This window comes from Shewanella atlantica, assembly GCF_003966265.1.
In the GTDB taxonomy this organism is placed as follows: Bacteria; Pseudomonadota; Gammaproteobacteria; order Enterobacterales; family Shewanellaceae; genus Shewanella; species Shewanella atlantica.
Genome location: NZ_RXNV01000001.1, coordinates 884449 through 897906, shown reverse-complemented (window position 1 = coordinate 897906; position 13458 = coordinate 884449). Strand labels below are relative to the sequence as shown.

The following is a 13458-nucleotide window of genomic DNA, read 5'->3' as shown; positions in this document are numbered from 1 at the left end:
TCCGGGGGAGCCCCGTATCGCTACGGGGCCCATCTCAGTCTAGGTTAGTCCGCACGCTTCTTACACATCTCAAATATAACTCGATTATAAGATGTCATAAAGTCGATGAGATGTTTACGTTTTTCTCTCTGCTCTGTGGTCGATATCGCATCCCCCGTACCTGTCATGTATTGTACTCCACATAGGGTCTTGGCCTGTTCACTCTCATCTTGAGCTATCCCCGGCAGGGTCGCTCTTCGCCCCGTGGTGGCATAAAGCCTTAAGTCGCCAAGGAGTTGAGCCTCCTTTACCGCTTCTGCGACCTTAGCCTCTGTCGGGTCTATGTTCGAGTCAGAGCCGTCAGTATTGTTACACCCGCTAAGCATGGTCGACATAAACAATATGGTTAACGCAATGAGTAAGTAATCGCTGACTCTGTTCATAGGTCTCTGCTCCTTAAGCTTCTTGCGCCAAGCAATGGAAGTAAGATAAATAACCAAAATCCTAAGGCACCGCCGGATGAACCACTTGTCTCACCTCCACTGCCGCCTCCGGTTCCTCCTCCAGTGTCCGTGGCATTGACTGTGATGGTGATGACTGCACTGGCGCTGGCCTGCTTTGAGTCCTGCAGGGTGTAAGCGATAGTTTCTGTGCCTGAGAAACCAGTCGCTGGTGTGTAGCTTATCTTGTTATTAACGATGCTCGCCGTTCCTTGACCCGTATAGTTGAGGCTCAATAGGGTGAGTTGGTCGCCTGTATCAATATCACTGTCATTGCTTAAAGGGTCGATAATATTGTTCGATGAGTCCTGGTTTACACTAGCGGTATCATTGACCGCCTTGGGCGCATCGTTAATGGCCGAGACGCTGATAAGTGTCGGAAAAGCCTCACTTGCAATGTTGCCACTGTGAGCGATGACAAGGACAGATAACTCACCATTAAAGTCGGCAGTCGGTGAAACACTTGTACCGTCTATCTGGTAGTTACTGCCGGCTTGCAGGGTAAGGCTGGTCGCCGTGAGTCCCTCATATTGGTACATATCGGTCGACAGTGTCAGCTCGCCATCCTCCTCCATGGTGAGGGGAGCCTTAAGACCGGTGATCTTGATGCTCTGCTCGCTTGTCCCCGCTGCAACAGAGAAGTTGCCGTTATTGACCGCAAAGAAGATATTACCAGCACAGGAGAGTTTAACACGGGCGCTATTCGAGGTGATTTGAGGCAGACTTACCTCATGACTGCCGTCGTTATCGACGCCCATCGCTAAGTCGGTATCGAAGCTGTTGCCGCCGTTGGTTGAAAGCTGGATGTTCACCTTAGCGCATGATATCGGCGCCGAAGCGGTATTGGCGACATTCCAGGTGACTACCTGACTGCTATTGGCCCAGCCGGTACCAGCGGCGGGCTCGATAACGGCGAAGGCTTGATTTGTGTCGATCACGCTGACTTTCATCGAATCTCTCGATAAGCCCTGGTTACCATCTCTCACTACCAAACGAAAGTTGAGTTCACGGGTTGTCTTTGGATAGCTTTCGCCTATGGTGAGCTTATTGAGCAGAACATCCTCGAGTCTCGGGAAGGTGCGGCTGGGAAGACTTGTCGGGTTCCATACCCTGAACAGAGGGCGTTTACCGTCATCGACCTGCTCGGCAGCGCTGGCGCTGGCTGGCCCTAAGTCATATTGCTGCCAATCATAGGATAGAGTGTCACCGTCGGCATCGGTTGCGCTACCCGTCAACATAAACGGTGTGCGTGCGGGGATGGTATAGTCGGTTCCTGCGTTGACCTCTGGATTTGTATTCGACGTCGTACTGACTTGTGCACAGCTGCTGCCACTGCCCGTGGTGATATGGGCCTGTATGACATCTATCGAGTGTGAATGGAAATAGGGATTAGAGTTGTCCTGTAGGTTTTGTTGACCACAGATCCCCGCATAACTCATGACCGTTGAACCACTTCCCGGTTCATATGCACTGGTATCGGCTCGGTTACCATCGCAGGAGTCGGTCAAGCTATTGAAAGTATGATCGGCGCCAAACTGATGACCTAACTCATGGGCGACGTAGTCGATATTAAATGCATCGCCTGTGGGACTTGGGCTACCAGTTACACCGTCACCTTTAGCTGTAGCATCGCAGATGACTCCAAGCGCCGCCAATCCGCCACCACCTGTGCCGACAACATGGCCGACATCGTAACTGGTGTTGCCTATCGCATTATCTATGATCCCTGTGTTGGCTTCGCCATCGGCATCAGTGTTTTCGAAGGGGTCGGAGTTAGGGTCGACAAAAATCAGCGAGTCATTGTTGGCTACCAGCTCTAACTTCACCGCCAGATCGGTCTGATAAACATCGTTAACCCGGTTGAGCATAGTGATGACAGCGGCAAGGCCCTTTTCCTTAGTCCCGCCATGGAACTGGGTGTACTCCCCGGTAGCCGAGATGGCTATCCGGTAGGTTTTCAGTTGCGTCGCCTGAGCCTGTGCGTCCTTATTTCGGGAAGCCATCGCTTGGGAAATCATAGCTTGGGAAGCCATAGTCTGGGAAACCATAGCCGTATCTCTGTGGGCATGGTCGGTTAATGCCTGTTGGCGCTTGTCCCTTACCTTCGGCGGTAATCGCTTGGGCATATTGGCCTGGTCCAGCGGGATGGCATCTTTGCGAAAGTAGCTGATGTAGCGAGCATCACTGTCCCGGTATTGAGGGTCGATAAACACGGTTTCCTTGCCGTATCTGAACAGGCCATGAAATCCCTGAGGGGTAATATCGAAGCGGCCGTGATTATCCGGATTACCCAACTCATGACCGCTGAAAGTTTTGATATTAGGATATTTTTCATCCAGTCCTCGCTCCACTATGGCTGAAGGTTTCAGCTCAAAGTCGGCAAAATTACCATCGGGCAGAGGTAGAGTCACAATAACGGGGTCGCGGCTTGCCAGCAGTATCTGGTTCAATGCGGCGATATTCGTGCTCAGCTGTTGACTGGAAAGCGCCAGGCTATTTATCTGTTTAAGATCGTCTCTGTTGGCAAGTTTTTGCCATTCATTGAACTGACTCCCGGACTGAGCCCCGGCAACGGCTACATGCGGTAATGCCGTCGCGATACAGAGACTCAAAACAGTCAATACGTTTTTCATGGTGGATCCCCTTTACCAAATGAAGTGTTATCACCTTAATGTAATAAGGGTGTTAACTTCCTTGGCAAATTGTAGCCGCTTTGACCTGTTTGATACAAACGGATACAAAGGAGCTTGTTCATCCACTGCTTTGGGTGTTACCCGGGCGGCTAGTGCTCAATTGTTAATGTTCAGACTCTCTAAGCATAGCGTCTCTTGTTTGCCGTTAACCGCCTGCCCGATGTCGCATTCTTCATTAACAGGTAGAGGTTCATCGCGCCTGCAATTAACTCAACTCCCTGTAGAAGATAAAATGAGAGTTCGAACTGCCCGGCTTGTGCCCAGTTGTTCAGGACGATTGCGGCAGGGAGTAAGATAAAGGCGCCGTTGGCCGCGGCTAATTTGGTTCTCAACAGTTTCTGCCTGATTAACTTACTTCTGTTTCCCTTCGTTAGCACCTTACCCGTGATCCCCGTGATTGCCATGGCCGGAATTAAGATAAACAGGCCGGGGAAGACGATGTTGCTCTTTATCTGAGCGATAAAGGTGTGTGTGCCAAATAGCTCCCCCAACAGGCTGAAGCTAAAGAAGGTGGCGATACAGAGTGTGGCCGTGATGGCGGCAATCAGGTGTATTTTAGTTTTCATCGTTAGCTCCATGAATTTAGCTGGCCAGTTGGTATTGGTACTCAATTAACATTAATAATTAGTTTCGACAGCGTGCTGTCAATGTTGTTCATTATGGATATGCGACAACAGGCTGTCAAGTTTGACAGCCTGTTGTCACTTAGCTATTCTTGAACTTCTGTTGATGGTGAGCACTAATAGCGACAATCAATGGCGGCAATTAATGGTGAGGACTAATGCACAGAAATATTGGAGTTGAAATGACAGAGCATGAAGGTTTTACGCAACTGGTACTGAGTGTATTCAGGCTAAATGGATTATTGATCACCGAAGGGGATAGCTTGAGCCAACCATTGGGGCTCACCAGCGCTCGCTGGAAAGTGCTGGGTGCGATTGAGCATGCACCACAAACGGTATCTCAAATTGCGAGAACCATGGGCCAGACCAGACAGAGTGTGCAGCGTATCGCCAACGAGTTGGAAAAATTGGCCATTGTCTCATTTGAAGATAACCCGGATCATAAGACGGCTAAATTGATTGAACATACAGAAAAGGGCGCCCAGTTGTTTGAACGCTTAAGTTTGCTTCTTCCTGCCTGGAGTGACGCAGCGCTCGAAGGCATTACCGAACAGGAGTTGGCGACAACATTGAAAGTCGTCGCTAAGCTCGTGACTCACTTTGAAAAGAGTTGAGTATTAAATCAGGTTATTTATAAGAAACGCTATCTTGGGGGCTTTGCCGAGATCCACAGCTTGATGTGGCCACGGACGACTACGATATCATTGTCATCATAGGCGGTCACAGGCACCAGCAGATCGCCCTCGACCCACTGCTCCGGTTTGACCTCGGCCACACAACGAATATCGCTGCCTGCCTTGGCGGTGTAGTCTAAGCTCATTCCTTTAGGTATCCATCTCAGGTGACTAGGAATAGAGGCTTCAGCCATGACCCCCATAGCCATCTCGAGTCCGTTACAGATGGCGATCACATGTACGGTTTTAATATGGTTATGTACGGCGCGTCGTTTCTTGATTAAACATTCGCAGTAATGAGGTCTGAGCTCAGTGATCAAAGGTCTTATGGTGCCAAAGTAGGGCGCCATGCGAGACACCATAAGTGAGAAAATCTTATTGCCGTAGGGTAAACGGGTGACTCTATTGTAAAGCTTCATCACTTTGGTCGGTTTCTGTTGCGCCATCGGTATCTTCCTGAGTTATTCTTATTCTGGTCGGATGAGTTTAGACTAAATGAAAAACCGGTGAATAACAAATGATTAACAATCATGGGTTGAAACAGGGCATTTTTTCAATAATGAAACAAACTTCATTTTCACTTGTCTCACTTTGGTACGTATAATCCTCTTGCTCAGTTGAATACACATTTAGTTGAATACACATTTAGTCGAATCTACATTAAGGACAGAACTTGAAATACCTGCTTATTTATCTGAAAGGCATGGCGATGGGCGCCGCCGATGTTGTTCCCGGAGTTTCCGGTGGCACGATTGCATTTATCACAGGTATTTTAGATACCCTGCTTGAGAGTATTCGCCGTATCAACCCGACGTTAATCAAGGTGATTAAGAAGCTGGGAATTAAGGGCGCCTTTATGCATATTAATGGCCCTTTTCTGGTATGTGTCTTCGGCGGTATTTTAACCAGTGTGTTCACCCTATCAAAGCTGATCACTTACCTGCTAGTGACTCATCCTATTCCTGTATGGTCCTTCTTTTTCGGGCTTATCCTTATCTCTGTAGTGCATATGCTGAAGCAGGTAAAAGGCTTTTCGTTTGTTCGACTGATCTTGTTTGGTATTGGTGTGGCTTTTGCTTGGGGAATAACTATGCTAAACCCCATCTCGATGGAGATGACTTACCTGAATGTGTTTATCGGGGGAAGCATAGCCATCTGTGCCATGTTGTTACCCGGCATATCAGGCAGTTTTATCCTGTTGCTGTTAGGACTTTATTCTTCGGTATTGGCGGCCGCTAAAAACTTTGATATCACCATATTAGCTATTTTTGCGTCAGGCTGCATCTTTGGCTTGTTGACTTTCAGCCACCTGTTGTCGGCATTACTGAGAAAGTACCACGATGCGACGCTTATCTTCCTGACCGGGTTGATGTTAGGTACCCTGGGCAAAATTTGGCCATGGAAAGAGGTGCTTAGCTGGCGCAGTAACTCCAAAGGTGAGCAAGTCCCCTTGCTGGAGCAGAATCTGTCACCTATGCAGTTTGAACAGCTAACGGGTCAACCTGCGCATATTGCCTGGGCTGTCGGTGCACTTTTATGTGGGATCTTGTTGGTGTGGGGCCTAGAGCAATTTGCCGCACGTAACGACATGGGTCGTGAGGATTAAGCGCATATGAAAAAGGGATTGTTGGTTCTTATACTGATGAGTATCTCGGCTTGCTCAACTCTTGATTTTGAACCTATAGATATCAATGTAGAGCCGGATAATACGGGCGTACTCGATTCTAAAGCGGATCCTATGGCGGGCAATAATGAACGTATCATAGATGAAGCCAGGCAGGACGGAAGGCTGGAGAGAAACTAGCTAATAAGTGACTAGACCCTGGAGCCTAGTCACTTATTATTTAACCCGCCTGACGGCTGTTGTCGACCTGTTTCTTGTCGTAATACTCGAATGGAAACAGGTTACGGATCCTTTGGGTGATAGCGTCGCTGACATTGGCCGATACATGTAGTCTGACAGTGCCTGCTTTCTCACACTTTACTGAACAGGTGAGTTTCTCTGCCTTAGCGATAGCGCGGCACTCTTTTTGAAACTTCTCCGGGATCTTTCCTTTATGGGAGGCTAATCTGCCATCCTTAAAATGCATCTCAAAAATCGTGAGTCCCTTCTTACCGCTGAATATCAATTTATAGGCGAGGACAATCCCGATAGCGATAAAAATAATCTTTAATACAGTAGGGGTCATTTAGTCATCCTTTTAGACTCGTTTTCTTAAAGATACTCCGGCCGTTAACGTTTTGGTAGTAGATAATACCAATCAATATAAAGATGTGATCGCTCAGCGATAATTTAGCGCTTCTGAGGCAAGGCAACGAGTGAAAAGCATAGTTATTCTACGTTTAAGTTCGTTAACGCAGCATCGGATGCGCTAAAACTCGCCTTTCAGGAGTGTTTTTGGCTGCCTACTTCTGCGTTGAATGATTTCACAAGGGATCACCATTGTCTCATCCATTCGCCTTGAATTAGTTTGCCAAAAGTCACTCTGAGTAGATCACTTTCTTATAATGGTTGGTATTTGATCACGTTTAGGTGAGTTTCTGTTAGACTCAATTGAAGATAAGGATTATTTTATTCTCTCATCAGAGTTAAGGATAACGCTATGCATCTATCTAATGCTGAGCAATGGGCTCAACTATGTCACAGGCAGGCTGAGCTTATTGAAAGCCTCTCAAAAACCTTCCCGGAACGTCGTGAAAATCATACCGATTTAGGTCTGTGCTGGCGAAGGCTGGAACAGCAGGTCATACGTGGCGAAACGCCGCGAGTCGATGATATAAAGTAGTGCTGTGACTCAATAAAAAAACCGCCAGATGGCGGTTTTTTTATTGAAATAATGATGTGAATTAAGGCGTTTTAGAATGCGTAACTGGCGGTGGCTAATACCGTACCTTCATTTTTCCATGCGCCGGAGTCAATCATGTTATCGTCGCTAAGGTTGGTATCTAGCCAGGCCAGAGACAAGCCTACGCCTGCAAGCTCTGTAGAGACACCAATGGAGTAATCCATATAGTCTTCGCCCCAATCAAGATCGGCTCCATCACCATAGCTATAACCCACATGGGCATCGATACTCCAGTTTTCAACAAACTCATAGGAGTAGTTGAGCTCTGTATAGTGAAGGTCTACATCTGCGTTGGCATAATCGTTGGTGTACCACTGTGCCAGGTGGAAACCCGCAAAGTAAAATCCTACCGTTGCCTCTAAATATTTAGTGCTCTCATCTTGCCCCGGGTAGGTGTAGTAGGTCAGGGTGACATCGTATTCGAACTCTTCATCTTCCCCGAAAGCGCCCCAATAACCGGCGTAGATGTCTATCTCTACATCGGCATCATAACTTTCATCATCAACGTTACTGGCCCACGCCCCTACGAAAAAGCCATTATCGGCGCTGTAGTCGATGCCACCCTGAACGGCAAAGTCACCGGCTGTTTGTGATACTCCGCGAAAACGGTAGTCACTGGTGACTCCAATTTCGCCCGATACTTCTGCCGATACCATAGGTGAGATTAGCGCTGCAGCCAATGTTAGGCCGGTAACCTGGGCAATCCGTTTTTTATTGAATTTTTTATACACGGTAGTTTCTCCATTTTACTTTATTGACATAAATGACTTCTAAGAGTCCATATCATGTGTACCAAACAGCAGCTAAGTTGCTGTACCTCATGGTGTCGGTTATGAAACTTAAGTTTCAATCTAGCTCTACTTCAATTTATTAAGACTATGTGGTGTTTCAGCTTTTCTGTTGGAAGACCACATAGATTTTCTTACAGGTGTCTAAAACCTCCCATGTGCCGTTAAATCCGGCCGGGATAACAAACTTGTCTCCCTGGTTAACCCGCATAGAGCTACCCTTGCTATCTGTGATGATGCTGGAGCCATCGAGTATTTCGCAATATTCGTGCTCGGTGTAACTGACCTTCCAGGCACCTTTGTCACCACTCCATACGCCAGCATCAAACTGTTTGCAGGGGCTTGAGTAGTGGTTTTCAACCTGTTGTAGTGGCTCGCCGGATAAGATCTTCTCCTGCTCCGGTTTAAAATTTTCAATGTCGGCCTGACTGGTCGAAAAATTAATGATTGAGTCAATATTCAAGGTCTGTCATCTCCATCTGAGTTAGCAAGTAGGGGGAAATAGTAAAGGCGCAGACAAGCTGCACCTTGGTGATGATCACTTCATGGTTGGCATGACAAACTCTGCCTGAGCATTTTTAGGCTTTGGCCAGCGGGCAGTAATAGCCTTGCGCTTGGTATAGAAACGAACGCCATCGGGTCCATGCATATGTAGCGGACCAAACAGTGAGCGCTTCCAGCCACCGAAGCTATGGAAGGCCATAGGAACGGGGATCGGCACGTTAACGCCGACCATACCCACCTGAACGTGATGGCAGAAATGTCTTGCCGCCTCGCCACTTTGGGTAAAGATGGCGGTGCCGTTACCAAACTCATGTTCGTTAATGAGTTCGAGTGCCTCGGCGTAATCGTCGACTCGGACGATAGCGAGTACCGGACCGAAGATCTCCTCCTTGTAGATAGTCATCTCGGGGGTGACGTTATCGAACAGGCAGCCACCGAGGAAATATCCCTGCTCATGATCTGCAACCGTTAATTCCCGGCCATCGGCGAGCAGGGTGGCACCTTCTGCCACACCGGCTTCGACATAGTCGGTGACCTTGGCCAGATGCTGCGCGGAAATTAAAGGTCCCATATCCATCTCCGGAGTTACTCCGTTACCCACGCGCAGGGCTTTTATCTGTGGTAGCAGTTTTTCAACCAGTGCATCGCCGGAGTCGCCTACCGCCAGTACCACTGATATCGCCATACAGCGTTCTCCGGCTGAGCCGTAGGCCGCGCCCATCAAAGCGCCGACGGCTTGATCGAGATCGGCATCGGGCATGAGTAACATATGGTTTTTCGCGCCACCCAGTGCCTGTACTCGTTTACCGTGTTTAGACGCCGTCTCATAGATGTACTCGGCGATGGGGGTCGAGCCGACAAAACTGACGGCTTGAATATCTCTATGAGTCAGAAGGGTATCGACCGCCTCTTTATCACCGTTGACGACATTGAACACGCCATCGGGCAGACCCGCTTCACTAAGCAGTTCGGCCAGGCGCATCACTGAGCTCGGATCTTTTTCCGATGGCTTCATGATAAAGGTGTTACCACTGGCAATCGCGATAGGGAACATCCACATGGGGACCATGACCGGGAAGTTGAACGGAGCGATACCGGCCACGACGCCGAGCGATTGATTCACATGCCATGCATCGACGCCGGTACCGACCTGCTCGGTGTGCTCACCTTTAAGCAGATGCGGAATGCCGCAGGCAAATTCGACAACCTCAAGGCCACGAATTATCTCGCCCTTGGCATCGTCTAATACCTTGCCGTGTTCACGGGTGATGAGCTGTGCTAACTCATCGATATTGTCTTCAACCAATGCCTTGAACTTAAACAGTACTCTGGCACGATTTAACGGTGAGACCTGAGACCAGCTCTTATGTGCGCTCTTAGCCAACTCAATCGCGCCGGCAACCTCAACCGCACTGGCCAGAGATACCGTCGCGCTCTGCTCTCCGGTGGCGGGCTCGAATACCTGAGCCGTGCGCTCGCTTGTTTCAGTATGGCTGCCGTTGATGAAATGAGTGATCGTCTGCATCTTACTTAATCCTTTATTTCCTGCACTGCAGGTATGATAATTTTGTGTCGATTCCAGGCGCTCTACACGCCTGAAATATCTGTTCGTTAAAATTATTTGGCTATTAACCCACAGCCCGGATAGCATCACCTAAGGTGTTGACTATCTGATCGATCTGCTGCTTATCGATGATTAATGGCGGGGAGATTGCGATAATATCTGCGGTGGCTCTGACTAAGGTGCCATTAGCAAAGCAATGTTCGAAAATACCAAAGCCTCGTTTTCCTACCCCCTCTTCGCTGGGAGAGAATTGAATGCCACCTACTAAACCTATGTTGCGGATGTCGATGATGTTCGGCAGTCCCTTGAGACTATGAACGGCCTCTTCGAAATAGCCTTCAAGCTCTCTGCTACGCTCGAAAAGCTGCTCGTTTTGGTAGATATCTAAGCTTGCTATGGCCGCAGCCGCAGCGACCGGGTGACCCGAATAGGTATAGCCATGAAACAGCTCGATACCATCGGGGCCCTGCATGCTGGCATCATAGATGGCGTCGTCGATGAGTACGGCGCCCATGGGAATAGCCCCGTTGTTGAGCGCCTTAGCGGTGGTGATCATGTCAGGCGTGACGCCCCAGCGCTGGCTGGCAAATGCATCGCCCACGCGGCCAAACCCGGTGATCACCTCATCAAAAATCAGCAAAATTCCATATTTTTTGGTGATCTCTCTGAGTCTTTGCAGGTAGCCTTCCGGTGGCAAAATCACACCGGCCGAACCAGACATAGGTTCGACAATCACGGCGGCGATATTCTCAGCGCCGTGAAGCGCAACCAACTGCTCCAACACGTCCGCTTTTTCGGCTCCGGTCTTAGGCATACCACGACTGAAGGCGTTGCCTTGCATATCTAATGTATGGGGCAGATGGTCGACACCCGGCAATAGTTGCTGGCTGAAGGTCTTACGGTTACCGCCGATGCCGCCGACAGATATTCCACCGAAGCCGACACCGTGATAGCCAAGCTCGCGACCGATGAAACGGGTTCTGGTCGATTCACCTCTGGCTCTGTGATAATTAATGGCAATTTTTAGAGCGCTGTCGACCGACTCCGATCCGGAGTTGGTGAAGAACACCTTATTCAACCCTTCAGGACTTATCTGAGCCAGGCGCTCGGCCAGCTCGAAGGCAAGGGGATGCCCCATCTGAAATGAGGGAGCATAGTCCATCTGATGGATCTGTTTACTGACAGCCTGCGAGATCTCTTTGCGCCCATGACCCGCATTACAACACCATAGCCCTGCCGTGCCATCGAGTACGGATCTGCCCTTGGTATCTTTGTAATACATGCCTTGTGCTTCGGCGAGCAGTCTCGGTTTCGATTTGAACTGCCTGTTTGCCGTAAACGGCATCCAGTAGTGTTCAAGTGATTGCGCTTCGCCTTGCATATTTGTCTGACTATCTGACATAGCATATACCCCGATTCAGTATTATTCGTTGTTATTGTGAGCGGTTGATATTTTCCATGCTATGTTAGAAATAATGAACATGAAAGCTTTTTGTTCATTTATTTATAGCAAAATGTGCGATTTTGTAAAATATATTGAAATTTCTATTGAAGAATGGCCCGCTAAAGGCGTAATCTGGTCATCTGCAAATCTTTACTGTGCGCTTAGTTTGAACTTATAGGTAATGAGTTTGAGGCGTTTCTCCGAACGAGAATGGCTTTATGCTTTACCTGCAAAGCGCTATCAGAGGGATCCGTACGCGAAGCTAATGTTATTAATTACCCGTTAAGAGGTCATCATGAGTACACCTACAAATCGCAATCAATGGCAAAGCTTAGCCGATAAGTTAATCAGCGAAGGGGGCATTAACTCTTCTGCATTTATCGATGGTGAATACCTTCCATCGGTATCGGGTGAGACCTTTGAGTGTGTGAGTCCCATAGATGGCCGGGTACTCTGTCACGTTGCCAGCTGCTCGATGGAAGATGCCGATATTGCCGTAAAAAGTGCAAGGCAGGCATTCGATGAGGGGAGTTGGTCGGCTCTGCCACCGGTTAAGCGCAAGCAGATAATGATACGTTTCGCCGAACTGCTCGAACAGAATCAAGATGAGCTCTCCTTGTTGGAAACGTTGGACATGGGGAAACCCATACGCTATTCAGGCTGTGTCGATGTGGCAGGTGCTGCCCGTGCTATTCGTTGGTCCGGTGAGGCTATCGATAAGATTTATGATGAGATAGCCCCGACGGCACACAATGAGATAGGCATGATCACCCGCGAACCTGTTGGCGTGGTTGCGGCCATCGTGCCGTGGAACTTCCCTATCCTGATGGCATGCTGGAAATTGGGCCCGGCGCTGGCGACGGGTAACAGTGTCATCTTAAAACCCTCTGAGAAGTCACCGTTAACGGCCATTCGCATGGCTCAGATAGCGGTTGAGGCTGGGATCCCTAAGGGCGTGTTGAACGTGCTTCCGGGCTTTGGTCATACCGTGGGCAAGGCATTGGCCCTGCATATGGATGTGGATACCCTGGTATTTACCGGCTCAACTAAAATCGCTAAACAGCTGATGGTCTACGCCGGCGAGTCAAACATGAAACGGGTTTGGTTAGAGGCGGGTGGCAAGAGTCCTAATATTGTCTTTAACGATGCGCCGAACCTGCAGAAAGCGGCGCAGGCCGCCGCGTCCGCCATCGCCTTTAATCAGGGAGAGGTCTGTACCGCTGGTTCACGCCTGCTGGTCGAGGCTGGGGTCAAAGATGAACTGCTTGAATTAATTGCCAAAGAGCTGCTTGCCTGGCAACCGGGTCATCCACTGGATCCAGAGACGACCTGTGGCGCCGTTGTCGATAAGCAACAGCTGGACAATGTACTGAACTATATTCGAGCCGGTGTCGAAGAGGGCGCTGAGCTTATTCAGGGCGGCGGTCAGGTGATGGCCGAGAGTGGTGGCGTGTATGTCGAGCCTACAATCTTCTCAGAAGTAAACAATCAGATGACGATCGCTAAAGAGGAGATCTTTGGTCCGGTATTATCTGTGATCACCTTCGATGGCATGGAGCAGGCAATAGAGATAGGTAACGACAGTATCTATGGCCTGGCGGCCGGCGTGTGGACATCGGATATCAGCAAGGCCCATAAGACGGCTAAGGCGTTGCGTAGCGGTATGGTCTGGATTAACCACTATGACGGCGGCGACATGACGGCACCGTTCGGCGGTTATAAACAGTCGGGCAACGGCCGTGACAAGTCACTGCATGCGTTTGATAAGTACACCGAGATCAAGGCAACATGGATTGCACTAGACTGAAGAATCGAGGTTCGAGGTTCGAGGTCCTAGAACCTC

At 49.1% G+C, this 13458-nt stretch carries 14 protein-coding genes; 5 read left to right on the top strand and 9 right to left on the bottom strand.

The window, feature by feature from the left end; genetic code table 11:
• Positions 1-44: 44 nt before the first annotated feature.
• From EKG39_RS03875 to EKG39_RS03865, 3 genes are all read right to left on the bottom strand, one after another.
• Entirely contained in the window at positions 45-422 is a 378-nt protein-coding gene (locus tag EKG39_RS03875; RefSeq protein ID WP_126504373.1) for a hypothetical protein, read from the bottom strand.
• Positions 419-3112, bottom strand: coding sequence for a reprolysin-like metallopeptidase (locus EKG39_RS03870; protein WP_126504371.1), 2694 nt, complete (start codon positions 3110-3112; stop codon positions 419-421). Before EKG39_RS03870 ends, EKG39_RS03875 begins: the two co-directional genes overlap by 4 nt.
• Before the next feature lie 179 nt (positions 3113-3291).
• The gene (locus tag EKG39_RS03865) at positions 3292-3738 is read right to left on the bottom strand and encodes a hypothetical protein (RefSeq protein ID WP_126504369.1); all 447 of its coding nucleotides are present in this window, start codon (positions 3736-3738) and stop codon (positions 3292-3294) included.
• Between the two features lie 215 nt (positions 3739-3953).
• Here EKG39_RS03865 and EKG39_RS03860 point away from each other — a divergent pair, with 215 nt between their 5' ends.
• On the top strand, positions 3954-4409 hold the full coding sequence (locus EKG39_RS03860) for a MarR family winged helix-turn-helix transcriptional regulator (protein WP_246028400.1): 456 nt from the start codon (positions 3954-3956) through the stop codon (positions 4407-4409).
• 29 nt (positions 4410-4438) lie between these two features.
• Here EKG39_RS03860 and EKG39_RS03855 read toward each other — a convergent pair whose 3' ends face one another.
• Positions 4439-4915, bottom strand: a complete 477-nt coding sequence (locus tag EKG39_RS03855; protein ID WP_126504367.1) for a hotdog fold domain-containing protein — start codon at positions 4913-4915, stop codon at positions 4439-4441.
• A 227-nt stretch (positions 4916-5142) separates the two neighbouring features.
• Here EKG39_RS03855 and EKG39_RS03850 point away from each other — a divergent pair, with 227 nt between their 5' ends.
• Together EKG39_RS03850 and EKG39_RS03845 are read left to right on the top strand one after the other, a co-directional pair.
• Positions 5143-6075, top strand: a complete 933-nt coding sequence (locus EKG39_RS03850) for a polyprenyl-phosphate transporter (RefSeq protein ID WP_126504365.1) — start codon at positions 5143-5145, stop codon at positions 6073-6075.
• A gap of 6 nt (positions 6076-6081) precedes the next feature.
• Complete coding sequence (locus tag EKG39_RS03845; protein ID WP_126504363.1) at positions 6082-6273, top strand: hypothetical protein; 192 nt, start codon at positions 6082-6084, stop codon at positions 6271-6273.
• Between the two features lie 40 nt (positions 6274-6313).
• Here EKG39_RS03845 and EKG39_RS03840 read toward each other — a convergent pair whose 3' ends face one another.
• Complete coding sequence (locus EKG39_RS03840) at positions 6314-6658, bottom strand: DUF3634 family protein (protein ID WP_126504361.1); 345 nt, start codon at positions 6656-6658, stop codon at positions 6314-6316.
• A gap of 414 nt (positions 6659-7072) precedes the next feature.
• On the opposite strand from EKG39_RS03840, the gene EKG39_RS03830 reads away from it, so the two are divergent.
• Positions 7073-7255: a hypothetical protein gene (locus EKG39_RS03830; RefSeq protein ID WP_126504359.1), complete on the top strand. Its 183-nt coding sequence runs from the start codon at positions 7073-7075 to the stop codon at positions 7253-7255.
• A 71-nt stretch (positions 7256-7326) separates the two neighbouring features.
• Here the strand turns inward: EKG39_RS03830 and EKG39_RS03825 are convergent, their stop codons facing one another.
• The 4 genes from EKG39_RS03825 to aptA all read right to left on the bottom strand — a co-directional run bounded on the left by EKG39_RS03825 (position 7327) and on the right by aptA (position 11573).
• Complete coding sequence (locus EKG39_RS03825; RefSeq protein WP_126504357.1) at positions 7327-8046, bottom strand: TorF family putative porin; 720 nt, start codon at positions 8044-8046, stop codon at positions 7327-7329.
• 157 nt (positions 8047-8203) lie between these two features.
• Positions 8204-8566, bottom strand: a complete 363-nt coding sequence (locus EKG39_RS03820) for a cupin domain-containing protein (protein WP_126504355.1) — start codon at positions 8564-8566, stop codon at positions 8204-8206.
• Between the two features lie 75 nt (positions 8567-8641).
• Complete coding sequence (locus tag EKG39_RS03815; RefSeq protein ID WP_126504353.1) at positions 8642-10132, bottom strand: CoA-acylating methylmalonate-semialdehyde dehydrogenase; 1491 nt, start codon at positions 10130-10132, stop codon at positions 8642-8644.
• A gap of 103 nt (positions 10133-10235) precedes the next feature.
• Positions 10236-11573 carry an omega-aminotransferase AptA gene (gene aptA, locus EKG39_RS03810; protein WP_126504352.1) on the bottom strand — a complete coding sequence of 446 codons (1338 nt, stop codon included), beginning with the start codon at positions 11571-11573 and terminating at the stop codon, positions 10236-10238.
• A 337-nt stretch (positions 11574-11910) separates the two neighbouring features.
• Here aptA and EKG39_RS03805 point away from each other — a divergent pair, with 337 nt between their 5' ends.
• Positions 11911-13422, top strand: a complete 1512-nt coding sequence (locus tag EKG39_RS03805; protein WP_126504350.1) for an aldehyde dehydrogenase — start codon at positions 11911-11913, stop codon at positions 13420-13422.
• The last annotated feature ends 36 nt before the right edge of the window (positions 13423-13458 follow it).